Origin of the sequence: Sporosarcina sp. BP05 (genome assembly GCF_014282005.1) — a bacterium.
Taxonomy (GTDB): domain Bacteria; phylum Bacillota; class Bacilli; order Bacillales_A; family Planococcaceae; genus Sporosarcina.
This window is the reverse complement of the sequence record NZ_JACFTD010000006.1, coordinates 226,342-246,311: the sequence shown is the minus strand read 5'-3', so window position 1 is coordinate 246,311 and position 19,970 is coordinate 226,342. Positions and strand designations below refer to the sequence as shown.

Sequence of the window (19,970 nt, the reverse complement as noted above, 5' to 3'; positions counted from 1 at the left end):
TCACTATTAGTCGATAATATTTTCAAGCCCGTAAACCAAATCTAGTCGTTCCATAACATTGTGTATCGCCATAAGAATCCCTGGGGCAAATGATTTGCGATCGAAAGAATCATGGCGAATACTTAATAATTCACCTTCGCCGCCAAGCAGCACTTGCTGATGTGCAAGTAGACCTGGTAATCGGATGCTATGTATTTTCATACCTTCGAAATCTGCACCACGTGCTCCAGCTTGATGTTCTTTTTCATCTGGATGCCCTTGATTATGTGAGTCCCTAACCTCGCTAATCATTTCAGCTGTTTTTACTGCTGTTCCTGATGGAGCATCGACTTTGTTGTCATGATGCATTTCAAGTATTTCTATATCACCTAAGTAACGCGCTGCAATGGCAGAAAATTTCATCATCAATACCGCTCCGATTGAGAAGTTTGGCGCAATGATTCCACCAATCTGATTTTTAGCTGCCAATTCCGTCAATAGGGCAATATTGTCCTTAGAAAGCCCCGATGTCCCTACGACAGGTCGGATTCCAAGTGTAATAGCATCATGTACATTTTTGAAAACGGCATCTGGATCTGTAACATCAAGAAGCACATCTGGCTTGTTGGCAGCTGCCAACTTTTCTAAGGATGTATAAATCGGGATCCCACTCGGATCGTCATTCACTTCAGTTCCATGTAAATACTGCCCTTTATACTTATAATCGAGAACAGCAACCAGTTCCATATTTGGAGCTTTCAAAATTGCAGTTAACGCCGCGCTCCCCAATCGGCCGCGTGCTCCTGCAATTGCAACATTTATTGTCATATCGTTTCCTCCTTTTTTGTCCAGCGATCAGCATCCCGTTCCTTGAATTTACCAAGAACAGTTGATAGTGCTTTTTCCAAACTAATTCCCTGTGAATTGGCGAAACAAATAAGAACAAACAGCAAATCTCCCGTTTCTTCTTCTAGTGATTTTATCGCTTCACTCGTTTTTTTCTTTTTCATGCCGTATACATGCTGTACTTCTCTTGACAATTCTCCAAGCTCTTCAGTCAACCTGGCGATCAGTTCCATTGGAGGGAAGTAACCTTCTTTAAAACTGTTTATGTACAAATCTACTTCGTGTTGTAGCTTTTCCATCGTCTGCGATTGCTCCATATGTGTCAACTCCCTTTACCATCGTATAAATTAATAACACTATTGTCAAAATAAATATTATAGCTGATAATAGTTCTATTGCTTGAAAAAGAAAGGTGTGCGCTACATGCTCGACGGGATCAAATTCAAAAATATTTTTTTCATCATTCTTGGTTCTGCAATTTTCAGTTTCGGTCTCGTCCATTTTAATATACAAAACGAACTTGCCGAAGGTGGTTTTACAGGAATTACGTTGATTCTTCTGTTCGCTTTCAAATGGGATCCAGCAATTATGAACCTTATTTTAAACATACCAATGTTTATTATTGGTTGGAAATTATTAGGTAAAAAGGTATTCGTCTATACGGTCATTGGAACAGTGGCAGTGTCTGTCTTCCTAAAAATCTTTATGATTAATCAGATTGACATCCATCTGAAAGACGATATGTTCCTTGTTGCTTTGTTTGCGGGTGTGTTTATCGGCATCGGGCTCGGTATCATTTTTAGATACGGCGGAACAACTGGTGGTGTAGATATTATCGCACGTCTGGCCCATAAATACATCGGTTGGAGTATGGGAAAGACAATGTTTCTATTCGACGCGCTTGTCATTCTCGTTTCATGGGCTGTCTATCTTGACCACCGCTCGATGATGTACACGCTTGTTGCGCTATTTGTCGGTGCTCGTGTCATCGACTTCGTTCAAGAAGGTGCATACGCAGCTAGGGGTGCTTTCATTATCTCTGAGGCGCAAGACGCAATCGCTACGAAAATCACACAAGAAATGGACCGCGGCGTCACTGTCTTCAGAGGATATGGTCATTTCACTAAATCTGATCGCGAAATTCTCTATTGTGTCGTCGGAAGAAATGAAATTGTCCGTTTGAAGAACATCATCACATCAGTCGATCCGCACGCCTTCGTTTCACTCACCGATGTCCACGACGTTATGGGTGAAGGCTTTACGCTAGATGAACAAAAACGGCCGCTTGAACGGTGAGTGAAAATAAATCAGCAATGCCGGCATTGCTGATTACCTGCTTTCAAAATATAGAACCCCTTAAACCCCCTAGGCGCTAGGGGATGCCACCTGCCATAAGACAAGCAAAATACACTGAGCCTGTTACTGACACCACAGACCGGGTAGCATGTGCCACAATAAAGCGCTCAGCAGAGGCGTAAAGGAACACAATAGTTCAACATGTACTCACTAACTAAAAAAACCGTCACTCAAATTCTGAGGACGGATTTTTTATATTCTACTTAGTCTCTGCCTCTAAAAATCAGGATAAGACGAACTAGCTCAAGTACTGCAACAGCAGTTGCTGCGACGTAAGTCATCGCCGCTGCGCTCAATACTTTTTTCGCACTTTTTTCTTCTTCATTGCGAATAATACCTAGTGTAACAATCTGATTCATAGCACGTGTAGATGCGTTAAATTCAACCGGCAATGTAACCACTTGGAACAAAACTCCGACTGCTAGTAGCGCGATACCGATTCCAAGCAAAGAATTCATGCTTGAGAAAATCACACCAATCATAATGAAAACCCAAGATGCATTGGAAGTAATACTTGCAACTGGTGCTAAACGGTGACGGAAACGTAGATAAGAATAGGCTTCCTTATCCTGTATGGCATGACCAACTTCGTGTGCTGCAATTGCTGTTCCTGCGACGGATGCCTCACGGAAATTATGTGTAGATAATGCAATAATTTTCGTTAGTGGATTATAGTGATCAGTCAGAAACCCTTGGCTTTCGACCACTTGCACATTTTGTAATCCATTTTGATCAAGGATAAGACGCGCGACCTCAGCACCTGTCATTCCAGATGTAGAACGCACTTTAGAATACTTTTTGTATGTGCTTTTCACTTTGAATTGAGCGTAAAGTGGCAATAGTATAATTGCTCCTAAGTAAATCCAGAACATAGTCAACTTCCTCTCTTTTCTCTATATGACTTATTCTATAACGGTCTCACTTCATCCGCAACTATTTACTATTACCATATAACAGTTTGCGATCTCTTCTTCCATACCCAATAAGCAAGTAAAATGCAGGCGATGGATAACCAAAATGTGAAGTAACCGATATGATCCATATGTTTCATCAAATCCAGATAAATTGGCATCTGTCCGTAAACGTAATCGATGACATCATTATGGAGAGTCCAAACTGCCGCAATTACAATATGGATGAGTGAAAACCTATACAACGGGCTGTACAATACTGCCTGAAGTGCCATTGCAAAATGTGAGCCGATAAGCATCCAGCCCATCCAGCCGATTGAACCTGTCTCGACAAGCGTTAGGAGATTCATAACGACAGCCCATAGACCGTATTTAACAAGCGTTATAAGCGCTAGCGCTTCGATTAACTTAAAGTTCCTACCGATTAGCCAGCCAATGATGGCAAGCGTGAAAAAGAGGCTAGCCGTAGGACTGTCCGGCACAAAAATCCAATACTTTGGCTCCGTTATTTTAAGTTGCCACATATACCAATCATAGCCAAACACCGTGCCGCTTAAGTTAATAAATAACAGAATCCAAAGAAATGATTTATGAGATAGGACGAGCCAAATCTTCTGTATAAATAAAACCATGGGCACCTCTCCAAAGTAACGTAATATGTATACAAAAAAAGAGTCAGTTTCCTGACTCTTTTTTGTTACTAGTTTTTCAAGCCTTCAATAAACTCGGCAAGTATTTGTAAATCTTCATCTGAACCTTCCCATGTTCCGGCAGGCATGTCACCTTGTCCATCGTGAGCAATCGTTACGATTTGTTCAGCTGTCAAACCAGTGTTAACTAATGGCTTACCTAGTCCACCCTGGAATGCATCGCCGTGACAACCAATACAGCTCGCCCCAGCGTAGATTTGATAACCTTCAGATTCAGTATCGAATTCAACTTCTTCAACAATCGCGCCTTGTATTTTCTGTTTAGCCCAGTCATGGTTCACATATGATTCCCATGTTAGGTAGAATAAAGCGGCGAATGAAAGTAGCATGAATGCAGTCGGAAGCGGACGTTTAATTGCGCGGCGCTCCTTCGTAGTATCCATAAATGGAACAAGCATGAGTGCACCGAATGCAAGACCCGGCATGATAATAGCACCAATAATATTAAACGGCCCTGAAGCGAACTGATACTTTAACAATTGATACATAGATAGGAAATACCAGTCTGGAACCGGCATATACATCGTATCCGTCGGGTCCGCCTGACGTTCAAGCGGGGACGGATGAGCAACTGTTAATATTAAATATCCAATAAGGAAAACGGCACCAATCAGCCATTCTTTCAAGAGGAAGTTAGGCCAGAAGGCTTCCGTTTTACCCGGATATTCTGAGTAATCTTTCGGGACGTTCGGCATCTTGTTATTAGCCTTAATGCGCGAATCTCCGACAAATTTCATCCCTTTTCCGCGTTGCATAATGTCCCCTCCTTTTTAAAATCGTTGGACGCTAGTAATTCTTATAGCGGTCCTGAAATACCTTGTCTTCTGATCATGATAAAGTGTGCTGCAAGCAACCCAAGCAAAGCAGCTGGTAAGAAGAATACATGAATCGCGAAGAATCGCGTTAATGTTTGTGCACCTAGAATCGTTGAGTCCCCAGCAAGGAGTACTTTAATTGATTCACCGATGAACGGGACTGAAGCTGCAATTTCAATTCCTACTTTCGTAGCAAACAATGCTTTCATATCCCATGGCAATAGATAACCTGTGAAACCAAGGCCGAGCATGACGCCGAAGATCATTACCCCGACAACCCAGTTAAGTTCACGTGGTTTCTTATAAGAGCCTGTAAAGAATACACGCAGCGTATGTAGGAACATCATAACGATAACAAGTGATGCTCCCCAGTGGTGCATCCCACGCACAATTTCACCGAATGCTACTTCATTTTGAAGGTAATAAACGGATTTCCATGCATTTTCAATGTCCGGTGTGTAATACATTGTAAGGAACATACCAGATAGAATCTGGATGACAGTGATAAAGAATGTCAGTCCTCCGAAACAATAAATGAATGCAGAAAAGTGATGTGCAGGGTTTACGTGCTCAGGTACTTCGTGGTCTGCGATATCGCGCCAAATCGGGGTGATATCCAACCGTTCGTCAACCCAATCATAAATTTTATTTAGCACTTCGGTCGTACCCCCTTACATTTTTAAACTAATGTGTTCGGTTTTGTTTTTCCAAGATACACGAATCCGCCTTCGACTTTAACGTCAAATTCGTCAAGTGGTCCGAGCGGTGGCGTTCCTTTTACGTTGTCACCATTTTTCATATAACGTCCTGCGTGGCATGGACAGAAAAATTGGTCTGGATGCGATTCATCGCCGCCCCAGTTCACCGTACAACCAAGGTGTTTACAAACAGGAGAAAGCGCGATGACCGTATCGCCTTCTCTATAAACCCAAGCAGTGTTTGACACGTCAGATTTATACCAGGCATCCTTACGATCTTTGATAGTGAAATCGACACGAACCGGCATTTCCGTTAGTTCGTCGAATTTTTGCGGAGTCGGGATGAAGTCTCCTTCATCTTTCTTCTGCAAGACAGGGTCGATTGCAAAACGGACCATCGGCATCAACATACCTGAAGCCATGAATCCACCAACACCCATAAGTGTATAACTCATGAATTGGCGTCTTGACACTTTCTTGCTCATTATTTTCCCTCCTCTTACTTAAAGGTCAGTCCAACGGACATTCTTTTGCTAATTGTAATACTAGGACATATCTATGATATATCAATACTAAAGGAAATTCAATCCTGCTTTCTGTATGGATGTAAGTTTGTGAACAAATATCGAATTTTACTGCCCCGACCATTTTTTCGTGAAGCGTGGTAAAACCTGTCGAAGCTGATCTTCTATGATTGTTTTTCTTAATTGTGGATCCATACTTTCAAGCGGAATTGATGGCAACCAGATTACTTCACCATCTACTTTGAGGCTTGTCCACGCAACATCAGTCGTCAAGAAAAATACGTGTTTAAATGGTGCAACCGCAAGGTCCCGAGACAGTGTTGCTGCCATTTCTGTCAGATCCATTGACTGCGTATAAGCAAATGGTGGCATTAGCATCATACGCCCTTTGAATTGCGTTTCGATGAATGTTGTAAGATGCATCAGAAACTCCGAAGATGACGCGCTGTTTTTCATTCCTTCCGTCACTGTATCCACTTTAAGCAGAGGTACAATAAGTGTATCTATATATTCTTTCTGTTGCAAATATGTATCCATATCTTGTGCAGTCCAGTTCATTACACAATTACCTCCTTGAAAAATCAGTAAAGAACTCCACCAGATTAGGCGGAGTCATTAGTTCTTCGATACCTTCATGTCATTTAACAGCGCAGATAGTGCAATGAACCGCTCCTTATCATTTGTATCGAGGGCCTCATCAACCCTTTTCATAAGCATATCAACGGTCATTAAAGCAGCACTTTCTACCAGCAATTGTTCTGCAATTTCCCGATCGCCTTCACTCACCTGTAAATAATCCGGAAGAAAAGGGTTTTCCTCCCGAACGCTCGCATATTCCGGGCAAGTGTGGCTGTTCGAAAAATTAAGTTGTATATACATCTTATCATCTGGATGAAGTCTTAAATCATGAAACGATTTTTCGGCATCTGCGGTCATTAAGTTCCCTTTATAAAAGCGAAACGGAATGCTTTCTGAGCCTGTTGTTGACATTACCATCGCCCTTGGACAGTAATGTGCTTCATCCGTAAAGTGAACGTTTTGAAGTAGTTGTTCATGGCTAAGAAGGTAATTTAAAATCCAAACACATTCACGGCGCTTCAATTTGTAGCGCTTTAAGAACCAACGCACAAAGTCCTTTTTAGCAGCGACAGGAATCATGGCCGTCATGTCACACCTCCACGTCATTTTGTGCTTCTAGAAAAGCTCTCCAATTCTCATCATCAGGAACAAGCGCAACCAATTCCTTGACTATTTTGAGGGCTTCATCACGTTTTCCTTCTTCAAGCAGGAATTTGGCAAAGTTTCCAAGAAAATCGTGGTCATCCTTCATCCCAATATATGCGTTACCATAGGATGTGTATGCATCGGCATATTGTTCTTCACGTTCGTACGCATAGGCCATGAACGCATCCAATAAAGGAATGTCGACTTGATTTTCTTTTGAGTACGTAAGTAGATCGAGCAATTCAGGGCTCTGTTCTCTCTCATTGTACAGCGACGCAAGCGTAATAAGTGCTTCAATGTATTCGGGATCAAGTGCCAATGCTTCTTTCAAATGTTCTTCCGCTTTTTCTGGAATCCCTAACTTCAATGCTGATTTCCCAGCGGTTAATTGCAGTTCCTTATCAAATTCGTCCCTGCGGATTCCGTCTTTGAACATATCGTAAGCTCTTTGGTCATCACCTAATACTGACAAAGACTGTCCTGCCAGCATATAAGCAGAAAAGTAGTCTGGATCCATTTCAATTAAATCGTCTAGCAAAATAACCGCTTTTTCTGCATTGCCACTTTGGAAGTAGGCAAATGCCGCCCCGAAAAGTGTATCTGGCAAGGCGTTATCCTGTAACATTTCTTCGTAGTAAGGTATTGCTTCTTCGTAAGCAGCACCGGCGCTATATGTTTCCGCAAGCCTTGATACAATACGAATTCCGCCGATTTCATCCGTTTCATCATTCAAATCAAGATACATTCGTGTAGCCTCTCCGTACTTCCCAGAATCAAGGAGCAATTCCGCATACGCAAACCGAATGACGGGCTCATCTGGTACAAGTTCATGAGCTTCCTTAATCTTCGAAAGAGCTGCTTCCGCCATTCCGGACATCTGATAATAATCTGCTAACGCTAAAAGGGCTTGAACATATTCCTCGTCGTCCGGCCCTACATCCGTGAGAAGAAGAAGCGCTTCATCCTCTTCCCCAAGCTCAAGTAATGTACCGGCGCGATCAATTTTCAACTGGGCCTCATCTGGCAAATGAAGACGCAACGTTTCAAAAAGGCGATCAGCCTCCCCCATGAATCCGTAGCTAGCAAATAAATCTGCCGCTTCATAGAGCAAATCGAAATCGGTCGACCCCGTTAACTGATCAATGATACCGGTGAGTACTTCTACATCACCTTCTAAAATAGCTCGTTCAATTTCTTCTAACTGTCCCATATTTTCACCTGAACTTTCAAAATGTATACATCCAACTGTTATCCTTTTGTATTTATCGAAACAGCGAGCTTTTCCAAGTCCGCGAAGAATCCTGGATATGAAATAGCTATGCATGACGGATCTTCGATTTGAATTGAAGCTGACGCGACAAGTGCTGCAATTGCAGCCATCATGCCCAATCTATGATCGCCGTAAGAATCAAGTGTGCCACCCGAGAGTTCCGTAGGCCCATGAATGATCATCCCATCGTCCGTCGCTTCGATATTTGCACCCAACTTTTTCAACTCTGATGTTACCGCAGCAATTCTATCTGTCTCTTTGACCCGTAGTTCTCCTGCGTCTTTAATAACTGTTGTTCCTTCGGCCTGCGTTGCGAGCAAAGCGATAACAGGCAGTTCATCGATGAGCCTTGGTATTAAGTCCCCGCTGATTTCGGTACCACGCAATCCTTCGTAGGATACTTTTACAGTACCATACGGTTCGCCGGCTCCGTTAACTTCTTCAAGGATTTCAACACAAGCACCCATATTCATAAGCACATCCAATATCCCTGTCCTTGTCGGATTAAGCCCAACATTCGTAAAGGTAACAGAACTCCCCTTAATCATTGCAGCTGCAGCCATGAAAAATGCCGCTGATGAAATATCACCTGGCACCAACACATCCTTGCCCCGGAGCACATTTCCGCCCTCGACACTAACTTTAGTTCGGTCCACATGAACCTCCGCTCCAAATTGTAGCAGCATACGTTCAGTATGATCACGTGATACTGTCTTCTCACTAATAACAGTTGTCCCTTCGGCATTTAAACCTGCAAATAGAATAGCAGATTTTACTTGGGCACTGGCAACAGGCATGTCGTATTCAATTGCAGAGAGCGGTCTACCAGTAATGGTGAGTGGCAGTAGATTGCCATCTGGTTCTCCTACTACAGAAGCCCCCATGGACGACAAGGGCAGTGTAACTCTATTCATTGGACGCTTTGACAGTGATTCATCTCCCGTCAAAACGGACTTGATAGTTGAGCCTGCAAGTATTCCAAGCATTAGACGAGCTGTTGTCCCTGAATTACCTGCAAAAAGATCTTCAGACGGTGTTTGCCACCCCTGCATTCCAGGGCTATCTACTGTGACATTAGTGCCGTCTCTTTCAATTGATACGCCAAGTTGTCGAAAGATATCAATTGTTCGCAGGCAATCTTCTCCGTCTAAAAATCCGGTAATTTGCGTTTTACCTTCAGCGATGGAACCGAGCATCACAGCCCGGTGCGATATCGATTTATCGCCTGGAACTACCACATTACCCTTCAATTCTGGTTTATTGAACTCCACTAGTTTCGTCTCCACCAAGAAAAGCCCCCCATTCAAACTATGTACATGCTAAAATTCATTGTTTTGGAAAGAGCGAATTTTGCCCGTTCCCGGTCATCAGTCGTTTGAAAGCTGATAACAAGAATACCAAAGACATCTGTCCGCGTCTCAACGATTCGGATATTTGTTAAACTGATTCGTTCATCCGCGAGTATTTTTGTAATTTCCGAAATGATACCAGGGTGATCCGGGATATCAATATGCAAATCGAATGTCATATAGAATGCACCCTGAGACGTAATCGGTAAGTCGTCTCGGAACTGTTTCGCTCCTGCAAAATAATCATATATTTTGTCGGGGTCATTCGATTTTAGCATATTTCGAACATTTTCCATCTCTTCAAGCCACCCGTCAAGCTGCTTTAACAACTCTTCCCTGTTCTGGGTCGTAATATCACGCCACATGATAGGATCTGCAGATGCAATTCGGGTCAAGTCACGAAATCCGCCTGCCGCAAGTTTTTTAACAAACGGCTGCTCTTCTTGTTGTGCTGACAGCCTTCCAACGAGCGAAGAAGCAACGAGATGCGGGAAATGGCTAACGATTGCTGTCATCCGATCATGTTCTTCAGAATCGAGCACGACAATTTTGCCTTTCGTCGGACCGAGTAGAAAGCGAAGCTGCTCGACCTTTGCGCTGTCTGTTTGTGAATCTGGTGTTAATATATAATACGCATTTTCAAATAGATGCTCTTTAGCCGCAGTTACCCCACTTTTATGAGACCCTGCCATTGGATGGCCCCCGATAAACGTAATGCCACGTTCAAGCAATTGTCTTGCAGCATCCATGATCGGACCTTTCGTACTGCCCGTATCTGTCATAATGACGTCGGCTCTCAATTTCCAGTTGACCGCTTGATGCATCATTGCAACCGTTGTATTGACCGGCGTGGCAAAAATGATGACATCCGCATGTTCACATGCATTCTCAATGGACGTGGCAATTGTATCGATGATTCCCCTACGGAATGCTTGCTCCAACGTACTGAAGGATCGGTCGTACCCTGTTACTTGCAGACCAGGGTTACGTTTCAAGGCAAGCCCGAGCGAACCACCGATCAGGCCAAGTCCAATTATCGCGACATTTGGTTTCATACGGGTGAACCCTCGGATTGCAACAACGTATCAAATGCCTTAAAGAAGTTGCTAGTCTGAGCTCCCGACCCAATCGTCACTCTTATATAACCCGGGGTTCCAAGTGCATTGCCACTTCTAACGATGAATCCCTGCTGCAATAATTTTTCTGAAGCGTCATCTGCATCACCTGGCACTGCAATTAAAACAAAATTCGTTTCAGAATCAAATACATGCAGTTTGTTGTCAGAAGCATACTGTTTAAACCTTTGCCTTTGTTCCTGATTCAAGTTACGGCATTGTTCGACGAACGCTTCGTCCTTAAGCGCTTTTTCCGCAACTGCTAAACCAAGCGAGTTATTGTTGAACGGACTCCGCACTTTATTCAGATTAGAAATAACTTTCGGGTGACCAACTGCATAGCCCACTCTGAATGCTGCCAATCCGTATGCTTTTGAAAACGTCCGCAAAATAATGATATTCGGGAATTCTTCCAGCAATGAAATCGAGTCAATATGCTCAGAATCAGTAATGTATTCGAAATACGCTTCGTCAAGAACGACAAGGATATTTTCTGAAACTTGTTCAAGAAAACCCTTTAAAGCGTCGCTAGGAATCAAATTACCGGTCGGATTATTCGGATTGCACAGCCAAACAACGGCCGTCTCTCCATTGATAGCTCCCAAGAATCCTTCCAAATCATGATGACCCTTCTTCAATGCTACTTCTCGAATTTCGGCCCCTTCAATTCTCGCATTATGGGCATATTGCGGGAATGTAGGTGTCGCCATAACCGTATTCACTCCTTTACCAAGGAGCGCCCTTGAAATGATCATAATGATCTCGTCTGAGCCGTTTCCGAATAACAACGATGTTTCGTCAACTTGGTGTTTCACCGCAAGTTTCTTCCGTAATCCCCCCGCATAGCCGTCCGGATACATTTCATGCTGGATTGCTGATGATGTCAAAAAATCTCTGACGGATGGTGCACAGCCATACGGATTTTCATTTGAAGCAAGTTTTACAACTTCATCCAGACCGTATATTCGTTTTGCTTCCTCAATCGATCTGCCTGGTTTATATGGTTGTATACTATCAAGCGCTTTTTTCCAGTTCATAAAATTCCCTCCGGTCAATAGATATGGGTTATTTTTGTAAATCCGGTCGTAACTTAACTGCGTTTTTTTGATAAATATGTTTTACATAACGTTGGGGAATATCAGTATTCACATGCATAAGTGCTCTGATGCATAACGGCATTGCCCCCGACACGTCCATCTCATGCGTACACATAACCGGGACGTACATCCATCCATCAATCGATCGAACTGCTTTTGCAGGAAAGGTCGATTTGATGTCCGTCGTCGTAGAGATAAGTACCGAAATGATATCCCCAGGTAAAACACTGTTCTCTTTCACCATTTCTTCGACCAATGCTTGCGTCGCTTCAAGAACGGCTTGTTCTTCGTCATTCTCGACTGTCGTTGCTCCCCTTAGTCCTCTTACCATCATTTCATCCCATCCCCTTTCGTTCTTTGTCTCAATTGATCAAATGCTTGTTCACATTGTGCTTTTGACAGTTCTTTTACATAGGGTTTTCCGATACCATCAAGCAAAACAAAGTTCAGCTTACCGAAAGAGACTTTTTTATCTTTTTCCATATAATTCATAAATACATCAAATACATTTTCATGAACCGGTTGGAATGTATAGCCATGCGTATGTGCAAATTGGATGAAGTGATTTGTCAATACTTCATCAATCGTGCCATGGCTTTCACTTAAAATAAGACTATATGCCATGCCGATCATAACCGACTCTCCGTGGCTTAAACCACCGAATCCACATACTCCTTCTACAGCATGGCCGAATGTATGACCGAAGTTTAGATACTTTCGAGTTGAATGCTCAAATTCATCTTGTGAGACGATTTCCGCTTTCACTTCGATTCCCCGTAACAGTTCGTGTGATAACCATTCAATGCTCGGGTGAGAAAAAGAAGGGGTAGACAATAACTCTTGCGTCCATTCTACATCTGAAATAAGCGCGTGTTTCAACAATTCCGCCATGCCCGATCTGATTTCTCGAGGTGGAAGTGATTCCAAGAGCACTGTGTTGAATAGAACTCCAATTGGCTGATGAAAAGAGCCGACCATATTTTTCCCTTCAGGCATATTGATTGCCGTTTTGCCCCCCACTGCACTGTCATGCGCCAAGATTGTTGTAGGGCATTGCAAGTACCTAATACCCCTCATAAATGTCGCAGCGACGAAACCAGTGAGATCACCGCATGCGCCTCCACCAAAAGCAATAAGTAGGGAATCCCTTGTGAATTTTTCATTCAACAAAAAAGAGAGGCAATCGACATACACAGTGGATGTTTTACAGCTTTCCCCGGCAGGGACTGTTTTCACACTAATTTCACAGTTTACGGACTCCAATGCCTTTTGTAGCAGTGGCAAATAGATAGCTGCAACCCGTTCATCCGCAATGATTGCAATTCGGTCGACAGTACCGAGGAGTTCAGCATATTCTGTGGCAAATAGTTTGTACGTATCTTGACCTATATGAACGTTATAGTGATGATCCCGGACAGCAACCGTAAGTTTCCCCATATTAAAACCCCTTTATATACCGTCTATATTCTTCAATATCCTTTTTGAGGACGTCCATCGTGTCTGAACGGAATTCTTCCATGATGGCCTTTGCCATTTCAGTTGCAATGACATGTTCTGCTACAACAGAAGCTGCGGGTACCGCACAAGGGTCCGAGCGTTCGATAGTTGCAACGAACGGTTCTTTCGTATTAATATCGACACTTTCAAGCGGTTTGTACAAGGTAGGGATAGGTTTCATAACGCCCCTGACAACAATCGGCATCCCCGTCGTCATTCCCCCTTCAAGGCCACCCAAGCGGTTTGATTTACGGAAATAGCCTCGTTCTTCACTCCAAGCGATTTCGTCATGCACTTTACTGCCTGGCATTTTTGCCATCTCAAATCCGAGTCCAATCTCAACGCCTTTAAACGCATTGATGCTCATCATCGCTCCTGCAAGTTTACCGTCCATCTTCCGATCAAATTGAACATAGCTCCCGATTCCAGGTGGACATCCTTCAATGATCACTTCTACGACGCCCCCAACCGTGTCTCCACGACCTTTCGCGTCATCAATTGCTTGCACCATCATTTTCGAAGCCTCAGGGTCTGCACAGTAGACAGGGTCGTTCTCGATGATGTTGCGGAGCTCTTCCGTACCTTTTCCTGCATATGTATCTGGATTTGTTGTGAATCCTCCAATTTCTGTTACATGTGCGACAGTTTCGATACCAAGTTCGCGAAGGAACTGTTTTGCGACCGCACCAATTGCCACGCGCATCGTTGTCTCACGGGCTGACGACCGTTCTAAGACGTTGCGCAGATCACGATGACCATATTTCATACCGCCTACAAGATCTGCATGGCCTGGTCTTGGGCGCGTTATTTGTCGTTTCACATCTTCTGGCAACACATCGTCTGCAAGTGGCTCTACTCCCATAATCGATGTCCAATGTTTCCAATCATCGTTAACAACCGTCAACGTAACCGGTGAACCAAGTGTTTTACCATGGCGCACACCTGACGAAATGACAACCTGATCTTTTTCTATTTGCATACGTCTTCCGCGCCCATGTCCACCTTGACGTCTCGAAAGTTCCCCATTTATCATTTCAGTAGTCAATTCCATTTGGGCAGGCAGCCCCTCAATGATTGCAGTCAATTGGGGACCGTGTGATTCACCAGCTGTGAAATACCTCATTCCATTTCCTCCTCCGACGAATGGATTACCATTCGTTTTATAGCACTCTACCAAAGTAAGATGCTTTTGACTATATGTTTATATTAAAAATATCCGGAATGTTATCCGGATATTTTAAATTTTCCTATAAAAGAACGTGTCTTCTGATTCTAATCCGTATTTTGAAGGATTGAAAATCTGTTCTGTACTTCCCACAAAAAGAATTCCGCCTTGTTTCAACGACTTGGAAAAATTCGTGTAAATCTGATTTTTTGCTTCTTCTGTAAAATAAATCATTACATTGCGGCAGACAATTAAATCGAATCCCGTATCGTATCGGTCTTCCAACAAGTTTTGCTGCTTAAATGTCACTGTCCGTTTGATGTCATCCTTCACCTGATAAAAATGGCCTTCATTGACAAAGTGCTGTTTCACGATTGAGGGAGGCACTTCCTTCAAAGCTCTTTCAGGATATAAACCGACTTTCGCCCGTTCAATGACGCCTAAATCGAGATCTGTTGCCAAAATTGATATATCGCGCAGTGGCGTATGGGATAATAAAACAAGTGCGATAGAATATGGTTCTTCACCTGTAGAACAGGCAGCACTCCAAATTTTCAGTTTTCTATTTTCAGCAAGGAGCTTGGGAAAAATCTTCTTTTCCAGGACGTCCCATCGCTGGGCATTGCGGTAGAATTCAGATACGTTGATGGTCATCCGATCAAGGAATTCCTCAAGTAGCGCTTTGTCATTATGTATCGCTTCATAATAATCTATAAAATTACGGTATCCTCTTTTTTCATATAGGGAAGTGAGTCTTCTTTTCATCTGTGCTTCTTTATAAAGTGACAGATCGATACCCGTCTTTTTTTTGATGTTTCCAATAAATATAGCATAATCAGGCAATCTTAGTTCCTCCGTTCATATATTCTTACTATTATAACGGATTGGAGTCCATTTCGAAAGAACAAAAACAGCCGTGCGAAATTCGCACGGCTGTTTAAGGTAATTAATTGATCCAGTTGTTCATTGATTTGTCATAAGTTACAAGTTCTTCTTCATTGAAGAATAGACCGATTTCACGAACAGCTGATTCTGGAGCATCTGAACCGTGAATGATGTTTTTGCCAACAGTAACTGCGAAGTCACCGCGGATTGTTCCAGGTGCAGATTCTTTCGGGTTCGTTGCGCCTGTCATTAAACGACCAACTGAGATGACGTTTTCGCCTTCCCAAACCATCGCGAATACAGGACCTGAAGTGATGAAATCAACAAGCTCGCCGAAGAAAGGACGCTCTTTATGCTCGCCGTAGTGTTGCTCAGCAAGTTCTTGTGAAATAGTCATAAGCTTAGCGCCTACAAGTTGGAAACCTTTGCTTTCAAAACGACCCACGATTTCACCGATTAGATTACGTTGAACGCCGTCTGGTTTAACCATTAAAAATGTTCTTTCCATATTTAACACTCCTTCTTATATATGTATCAGGATTTCTCCTTTTCGATCGTACCACCCGATGCCTGATTTTTCAACTGTTAATGCATTAATACTTCCGTCTGCCAATGAATGCAGAAATTTGCATGAATGCCTTTTTAGCATTTGCATCACCATCAGGTAGCGCACTTATTTCATCCATTGCTTTTTGCAAATACAAATCGCTCACAGCTTGCGCCATCTGAATCGCCTCTGTACTGCGTATATAGGTCAACATTTCTTCACGGTCTGATTCCGTTAAAGTCCCGTCAAACGACCGCTCCATATAAGGTTGGAAATTCACATCGTCTTTTATGTATAGGATGGGCAATGTCAGATGACCATTCAACAGATCACTGCCTGCCGGTTTTCCAAGTTCTTCATCCGTCGATGTAATGTCAAGAATGTCATCAACAATTTGAAAAGCCATTCCCGCAAAATAACCGAAGCGACGCAATTTCCTTACATTCGCAGGATCAGCTCCTGAAACAAGAGCGCCGAGCTCACAACTGGATGACAGGAGAAGTGCGGTCTTTCGTTTGATGCGGCGCAAATAATCCCGAATCGTCTGATCAGTTTTTCGCTGATGATCAATCTGGATGACTTCACCTTTACAAATTTCAAGCATAGTCTCTGCAAGCAGCTGATGAACAGCAGGTATTTCAATCTCACCTATCGATGTAAGTGCACGTGAAAAGATGAAGTCCCCTGTATACATCGCAATTCGGTTATCCCAGCGCGCCCTTACCGTTTCAAGGCCACGACGCATATCTGAATCATCGATAACATCATCATGAACAAGAGATGCCATGTGGACAAGCTCAAGTGAGACAGCAACCTTAGCCACATCCTTCAACGAATAGTTACCAAACTTGGAAGACAGAATTACAAATATAGGTCGAATTCTTTTTCCACCCGCACGAAGCAGGTGAAGTGATGCTTGCCGAATGATGGGGGAAGATGAATTGAGGGATCGTTCAAGTTCCTTTTCTATATAAACGAGATCCTTTCGGAAATCACCATAAAGCGACAATAACTTCAATTTCTCCAAAACGATTACCTTCCCCTGCTGTCTTTATTGTTTATATCCCACATGGCCAGCCGCGGCGCCACCACTGTATGACTTAAAGGACACTCCAGTGAAGCCTGCTTCCGTGAATAGCTGAGCAAGTTGTTTCATACCCGGAAAATCATCTGCCGATTCTTGAAGCCATGAATATTCTTTGTAACTCTTCGCAAATATTTTCCCAAGAATGGGCATAATGAATTTGAAATAAAATCGGAACAGCTGTCTGTAGCCCGGAAGTTCAGATTGAGAAGTTTCTAGACATGCAATCATTCCACCCGGCTTTAAGACGCGGTTCATTTCTTTCAAAACCGCTAAATAATCCGGTACGTTACGCAACCCAAAACCGATTGTAACAAAATCGAAGGTATTGTCAGGGAACGGTAATTCCATCGCATTCCCTTGTACAAGCGTAATAGTTGGATATGCTGCAACTTTTGGTCTCCCCGCTTCTAGCATGCCTTCGCTGAAGTCGAGTCCTGTCACATGCCCAGTGGCGCCTGTAGCTTCCGCAATGGCAATTGTCCAATCAGCGGTGCCGCAACAGACGTCCAGCGCACGAGCGCCTTCACGGACGTTCATGCGTGACATGATGTCATCACGCCATTTCTTATGTTGGTTGAAACTGATTACGGAATTCATCTTATCGTAATCAACGGATATTTTTTCAAAAACGGTGTGAACTTTCTGTTCTTTTGATATTGACAAGAGTTATACCTCTTTTCTTCAATTCAGTTTACCAATTAACGGTGTCACCAGGTTACGGATTTTCCGCTGTAAAAAAGGCTGAAGATAATCAGCTGTATCAAGCGCTTTCTGCATTTCAGCATGAAGCTGAAAAATTGCATGATCCGTATCAGCAGTATTCATTGTGTGGGGCGAGCGCTTATCCGAAACAGAATTGTAATCGGCATTCCCCTCGTCAAACCAAAGAAGGGACAATGCTGCACTGGCTAGCGGGACATATTGTGCAAATCCGAATGTATATAAAAAATCAGTTATACATCCTGCTTCGATTATTCTAACTGTTTCAATCAACTTTTCAGGACCATCCGGTAATTGGTCGTGAAAAATTGTCTTCGTCTCGTTGATTTGTCCGATTGTTTCAGACAAGGAACGGATGAAACCAAATTCAGGCAGGGATGCGAGTAGCCGATAATGGATTCCGCTGAAATAATCCCCAGACAAAACAGTAAGTTGCTGTTGCTTTGATGTAGCATCATACACATTAATCGAATCATGCGCGTCAAAAGCAGCATGAACAGCACCAACTGCTATTGACGCAGTATGTAAACGATTGTTCCATCTTTCCCCGTTCAACATTGGCAACAGGAGAATAAATGCTTTTACAGCATCGATTGCTATTCGACCAACATCCCGATCTACAATCGGTTCACGAATTGCATTCTCTACTTCACCTATATAATTTTCGATATGCAGTTTAATTTTTTGGGTTTCCATCGTCGAATCTCCATTCAAAGACGTCTACGGAAAAGTGTGTCAAATGCGAATTAGTCTTTCCCTTCGCTTGACAAGACACCGTATGCAGTATGAACGTCAGCTTTGCCACGTATTTTCATTGCTGACGTATGATCCGTAAATTGTGCGATCATCACTTCACCACGGTCTAATTTCTCCGTATGATGAAACTTCGTATCGTTCCCTCGTGTCAGACCGATTACGTTCACGCCGTCTTCTTTCGCTTTTATAACGATATAGTCGGTTTGTGTCATTTTCACCTCTCCTGTCTATTCTTGTATGGTCTTATCATATCATAGAAAAGGCGTTACTCGCAAAGGCTTCAAGACATCTTAATTAGTGATAGGATCTCAGCCCGTTTCACATCGTCCTGTTCGTATATACCACGCGCAACCGTAGTGACTGTCTTCGCACCCGGTTTCTTGATGCCTCGCATTGTCATACACAGATGTTCCGCTTCGATTACTACGTATACACCTATTGGATTTAGCATTTCCATCATCGCTTCCGCAACTGTGGATGTGATACGTTCTTGAAGTTGTGGTCTTCTGGCAGTCGTTTCGACAGCTCTCGCCAATTTACTTAGGCCAGCAACAACTCCGTCGCGCGGTATGTATGCAATATGTGCATTCCCAAAAAACGGCACAAGGTGATGTTCACACATCGAGTAGAACGGTATGTCTTTCACAAGTACAACTTCATCGTGATTTTCATGGAACACTGTTTTAAAATAATCCTTAGGATCTTTATTTAATCCTTCAAATACCTCGGCATACATCTTTGCGACACGTTTCGGAGTATCTATCAGCCCTTCACGCTCGGGATTTTCACCAACTGCTTCAAGGATCATTGAAACTGCTTTCTCTATTTTCTCATAATCGACAACATTCATCATTCGAAACCTCCCAATCGGAAATAAAGCTATTCCAACAAAAATAGTAGCATACTCGCCCATTTCCGTACAGTTCATTCACTCTACTTGTGGTGGCAGTAACTGGCATCGCTAATGGAAAGAAGTCCGCCCCAAGCATCTAATGAATTAGACACGACGGACGGACTTCTATGTAAAATTAAGGATTATTTTACCGCGTCTTTAAGCGCTTTACCTGCTTTGAAAGCTGGTACCTTGCTTGCAGCGATATCGATTTCTTCCCCAGATTGAGGGTTACGTCCTTTGCGAGCTGCACGCTCACGAACTTCAAAGTTACCGAAACCGATCAATTGTACTTTCTCACCACTTGCAAGAGTAGATTGGATCGTATCGAATACAGCTTCGACAGCTTTTGTAGCATCTTTCTTAGTCAGTTCTGCTGCTTCAGCTACAGAGGTAATCAATTCTGTTTTATTCACACCATTCACCTCCTCTCAAAGGGCATTAGCTAGCTTCTAATACTGTAAAAAGAGTATCACAAGAAAATCCCCGACGCAACAATATTATCGCGTAATCGCTAATATCATGCA

General features: G+C 43.0%; 25 protein-coding genes. 1 reads left to right on the top strand and 24 read right to left on the bottom strand.

Annotation, left to right across the window (positions count from 1 at the left end):
* Window positions 1–6: 6 nt before the first annotated feature.
* Together dapB and H2672_RS09675 are read right to left on the bottom strand one after the other, a co-directional pair.
* The gene (gene dapB / locus H2672_RS09680) at window positions 7–807 is read right to left on the bottom strand and encodes a 4-hydroxy-tetrahydrodipicolinate reductase (RefSeq protein ID WP_186671100.1); all 801 of its coding nucleotides are present in this window, start codon (window positions 805–807) and stop codon (window positions 7–9) included.
* Entirely contained in the window at window positions 804–1,142 is a 339-nt protein-coding gene (locus H2672_RS09675; RefSeq protein ID WP_186671099.1) for a nucleotide pyrophosphohydrolase, read from the bottom strand. Before H2672_RS09675 ends, dapB begins: the two co-directional genes overlap by 4 nt.
* A 106-nt stretch (window positions 1,143–1,248) precedes the next feature.
* Here H2672_RS09675 and H2672_RS09670 point away from each other — a divergent pair, with 106 nt between their 5' ends.
* Window positions 1,249–2,121 (top strand): YitT family protein, encoded by an 873-nt coding sequence (locus H2672_RS09670; RefSeq protein ID WP_186671098.1) that lies wholly within the window; start codon window positions 1,249–1,251, stop codon window positions 2,119–2,121.
* Between the two features lie 263 nt (window positions 2,122–2,384).
* Here H2672_RS09670 and H2672_RS09665 read toward each other — a convergent pair whose 3' ends face one another.
* The 22 genes from H2672_RS09665 to H2672_RS09560 all read right to left on the bottom strand — a co-directional run bounded on the left by H2672_RS09665 (window position 2,385) and on the right by H2672_RS09560 (window position 19,859).
* Window positions 2,385–3,053 carry a zinc metallopeptidase gene (locus H2672_RS09665; protein ID WP_186671097.1) on the bottom strand — a complete coding sequence of 223 codons (669 nt, stop codon included), beginning with the start codon at window positions 3,051–3,053 and terminating at the stop codon, window positions 2,385–2,387.
* A gap of 71 nt (window positions 3,054–3,124) precedes the next feature.
* A complete protein-coding gene (lhaT, locus tag H2672_RS09660) occupies window positions 3,125–3,724 on the bottom strand; it encodes a lipoprotein heptaprenylglyceryl N-acetyltransferase LhaT (RefSeq protein ID WP_186671096.1) in 600 nt (199 codons plus the stop codon).
* Window positions 3,725–3,792: 68 nt separating this feature from the next.
* Window positions 3,793–4,557, bottom strand: coding sequence for a menaquinol-cytochrome c reductase cytochrome b/c subunit (locus tag H2672_RS09655; RefSeq protein ID WP_186671095.1), 765 nt, complete (start codon window positions 4,555–4,557; stop codon window positions 3,793–3,795).
* Between the two features lie 41 nt (window positions 4,558–4,598).
* Entirely contained in the window at window positions 4,599–5,273 is a 675-nt protein-coding gene (gene qcrB / locus H2672_RS09650) for a menaquinol-cytochrome c reductase cytochrome b subunit (RefSeq protein WP_186671094.1), read from the bottom strand.
* Window positions 5,274–5,296: 23 nt separating this feature from the next.
* On the bottom strand, window positions 5,297–5,800 hold the full coding sequence (locus H2672_RS09645; RefSeq protein WP_186671093.1) for a QcrA and Rieske domain-containing protein: 504 nt from the start codon (window positions 5,798–5,800) through the stop codon (window positions 5,297–5,299).
* Between the two features lie 147 nt (window positions 5,801–5,947).
* Complete coding sequence (locus H2672_RS09640) at window positions 5,948–6,397, bottom strand: YpiF family protein (protein WP_186671092.1); 450 nt, start codon at window positions 6,395–6,397, stop codon at window positions 5,948–5,950.
* A 57-nt stretch (window positions 6,398–6,454) separates the two neighbouring features.
* A complete protein-coding gene (locus H2672_RS09635; protein WP_186671091.1) occupies window positions 6,455–7,006 on the bottom strand; it encodes a ReoY family proteolytic degradation factor in 552 nt (183 codons plus the stop codon).
* A 1-nt stretch (window position 7,007) separates the two neighbouring features.
* Window positions 7,008–8,273 (bottom strand): tetratricopeptide repeat protein, encoded by a 1,266-nt coding sequence (locus tag H2672_RS09630; RefSeq protein WP_186671090.1) that lies wholly within the window; start codon window positions 8,271–8,273, stop codon window positions 7,008–7,010.
* 38 nt (window positions 8,274–8,311) lie between these two features.
* Entirely contained in the window at window positions 8,312–9,619 is a 1,308-nt protein-coding gene (gene aroA, locus H2672_RS09625) for a 3-phosphoshikimate 1-carboxyvinyltransferase (RefSeq protein ID WP_186671089.1), read from the bottom strand.
* A gap of 17 nt (window positions 9,620–9,636) precedes the next feature.
* Window positions 9,637–10,737, bottom strand: coding sequence for a prephenate dehydrogenase (locus H2672_RS09620; RefSeq protein ID WP_186671088.1), 1,101 nt, complete (start codon window positions 10,735–10,737; stop codon window positions 9,637–9,639).
* Window positions 10,734–11,834 (bottom strand): histidinol-phosphate transaminase, encoded by a 1,101-nt coding sequence (gene hisC / locus H2672_RS09615; RefSeq protein WP_186671087.1) that lies wholly within the window; start codon window positions 11,832–11,834, stop codon window positions 10,734–10,736. Before hisC ends, H2672_RS09620 begins: the two co-directional genes overlap by 4 nt.
* A gap of 28 nt (window positions 11,835–11,862) precedes the next feature.
* Window positions 11,863–12,228, bottom strand: a complete 366-nt coding sequence (gene aroH, locus H2672_RS09610; RefSeq protein ID WP_255485629.1) for a chorismate mutase — start codon at window positions 12,226–12,228, stop codon at window positions 11,863–11,865.
* The gene (aroB, locus tag H2672_RS09605; protein ID WP_186671086.1) at window positions 12,225–13,331 is read right to left on the bottom strand and encodes a 3-dehydroquinate synthase; all 1,107 of its coding nucleotides are present in this window, start codon (window positions 13,329–13,331) and stop codon (window positions 12,225–12,227) included. Before aroB ends, aroH begins: the two co-directional genes overlap by 4 nt.
* A 1-nt stretch (window position 13,332) precedes the next feature.
* The gene (gene aroC / locus H2672_RS09600; protein WP_186671085.1) at window positions 13,333–14,514 is read right to left on the bottom strand and encodes a chorismate synthase; all 1,182 of its coding nucleotides are present in this window, start codon (window positions 14,512–14,514) and stop codon (window positions 13,333–13,335) included.
* A 114-nt stretch (window positions 14,515–14,628) separates the two neighbouring features.
* The gene (locus tag H2672_RS09595) at window positions 14,629–15,399 is read right to left on the bottom strand and encodes a CheR family methyltransferase (protein WP_186671084.1); all 771 of its coding nucleotides are present in this window, start codon (window positions 15,397–15,399) and stop codon (window positions 14,629–14,631) included.
* A gap of 103 nt (window positions 15,400–15,502) precedes the next feature.
* Window positions 15,503–15,949, bottom strand: coding sequence for a nucleoside-diphosphate kinase (gene ndk / locus H2672_RS09590; RefSeq protein ID WP_186671083.1), 447 nt, complete (start codon window positions 15,947–15,949; stop codon window positions 15,503–15,505).
* An 85-nt stretch (window positions 15,950–16,034) separates the two neighbouring features.
* The gene (locus H2672_RS09585) at window positions 16,035–17,015 is read right to left on the bottom strand and encodes a polyprenyl synthetase family protein (protein WP_186671082.1); all 981 of its coding nucleotides are present in this window, start codon (window positions 17,013–17,015) and stop codon (window positions 16,035–16,037) included.
* Between the two features lie 24 nt (window positions 17,016–17,039).
* On the bottom strand, window positions 17,040–17,738 hold the full coding sequence (locus H2672_RS09580; protein WP_186671081.1) for a demethylmenaquinone methyltransferase: 699 nt from the start codon (window positions 17,736–17,738) through the stop codon (window positions 17,040–17,042).
* A gap of 18 nt (window positions 17,739–17,756) precedes the next feature.
* Window positions 17,757–18,491 (bottom strand): heptaprenyl diphosphate synthase component 1, encoded by a 735-nt coding sequence (locus H2672_RS09575; protein ID WP_186671080.1) that lies wholly within the window; start codon window positions 18,489–18,491, stop codon window positions 17,757–17,759.
* 50 nt (window positions 18,492–18,541) lie between these two features.
* Complete coding sequence (gene mtrB, locus H2672_RS09570; protein WP_067210381.1) at window positions 18,542–18,763, bottom strand: trp RNA-binding attenuation protein MtrB; 222 nt, start codon at window positions 18,761–18,763, stop codon at window positions 18,542–18,544.
* Window positions 18,764–18,831: 68 nt separating this feature from the next.
* Entirely contained in the window at window positions 18,832–19,401 is a 570-nt protein-coding gene (gene folE / locus H2672_RS09565; protein ID WP_186671129.1) for a GTP cyclohydrolase I FolE, read from the bottom strand.
* Between the two features lie 185 nt (window positions 19,402–19,586).
* Window positions 19,587–19,859 (bottom strand): HU family DNA-binding protein, encoded by a 273-nt coding sequence (locus H2672_RS09560; RefSeq protein ID WP_067210384.1) that lies wholly within the window; start codon window positions 19,857–19,859, stop codon window positions 19,587–19,589.
* Window positions 19,860–19,970 lie beyond the last annotated feature (111 nt).

What these genes read in the sequence shown, in the direction of transcription:
- dapB (WP_186671100.1), bottom strand. Translation starts at nt 807, where the DNA reads ATGACAATAAATGTTGCAATTGCAGGAGCACGCGGCCGATTGGGGAGC.
- H2672_RS09675 (WP_186671099.1), bottom strand. Translation starts at nt 1,142, where the DNA reads ATGGAGCAATCGCAGACGATGGAAAAGCTACAACACGAAGTAGATTTG.
- H2672_RS09670 (WP_186671098.1), top strand. Translation starts at nt 1,249, where the DNA reads ATGCTCGACGGGATCAAATTCAAAAATATTTTTTTCATCATTCTTGGT.
- H2672_RS09665 (WP_186671097.1), bottom strand. Translation starts at nt 3,053, where the DNA reads ATGTTCTGGATTTACTTAGGAGCAATTATACTATTGCCACTTTACGCT.
- lhaT (WP_186671096.1), bottom strand. Translation starts at nt 3,724, where the DNA reads ATGGTTTTATTTATACAGAAGATTTGGCTCGTCCTATCTCATAAATCA.
- H2672_RS09655 (WP_186671095.1), bottom strand. Translation starts at nt 4,557, where the DNA reads ATGCAACGCGGAAAAGGGATGAAATTTGTCGGAGATTCGCGCATTAAG.
- H2672_RS09645 (WP_186671093.1), bottom strand. Translation starts at nt 5,800, where the DNA reads ATGAGCAAGAAAGTGTCAAGACGCCAATTCATGAGTTATACACTTATG.
- H2672_RS09640 (WP_186671092.1), bottom strand. Translation starts at nt 6,397, where the DNA reads ATGAACTGGACTGCACAAGATATGGATACATATTTGCAACAGAAAGAA.
- H2672_RS09635 (WP_186671091.1), bottom strand. Translation starts at nt 7,006, where the DNA reads ATGACGGCCATGATTCCTGTCGCTGCTAAAAAGGACTTTGTGCGTTGG.
- H2672_RS09630 (WP_186671090.1), bottom strand. Translation starts at nt 8,273, where the DNA reads ATGGGACAGTTAGAAGAAATTGAACGAGCTATTTTAGAAGGTGATGTA.
- H2672_RS09620 (WP_186671088.1), bottom strand. Translation starts at nt 10,737, where the DNA reads ATGAAACCAAATGTCGCGATAATTGGACTTGGCCTGATCGGTGGTTCG.
- hisC (WP_186671087.1), bottom strand. Translation starts at nt 11,834, where the DNA reads ATGAACTGGAAAAAAGCGCTTGATAGTATACAACCATATAAACCAGGC.
- aroH (WP_255485629.1), bottom strand. Translation starts at nt 12,228, where the DNA reads ATGATGGTAAGAGGACTAAGGGGAGCAACGACAGTCGAGAATGACGAA.
- aroB (WP_186671086.1), bottom strand. Translation starts at nt 13,331, where the DNA reads ATGGGGAAACTTACGGTTGCTGTCCGGGATCATCACTATAACGTTCAT.
- aroC (WP_186671085.1), bottom strand. Translation starts at nt 14,514, where the DNA reads ATGAGGTATTTCACAGCTGGTGAATCACACGGTCCCCAATTGACTGCA.
- ndk (WP_186671083.1), bottom strand. Translation starts at nt 15,949, where the DNA reads ATGGAAAGAACATTTTTAATGGTTAAACCAGACGGCGTTCAACGTAAT.
- H2672_RS09575 (WP_186671080.1), bottom strand. Translation starts at nt 18,491, where the DNA reads ATGGAAACCCAAAAAATTAAACTGCATATCGAAAATTATATAGGTGAA.
- mtrB (WP_067210381.1), bottom strand. Translation starts at nt 18,763, where the DNA reads ATGACACAAACCGACTATATCGTTATAAAAGCGAAAGAAGACGGCGTG.
- folE (WP_186671129.1), bottom strand. Translation starts at nt 19,401, where the DNA reads ATGAATGTTGTCGATTATGAGAAAATAGAGAAAGCAGTTTCAATGATC.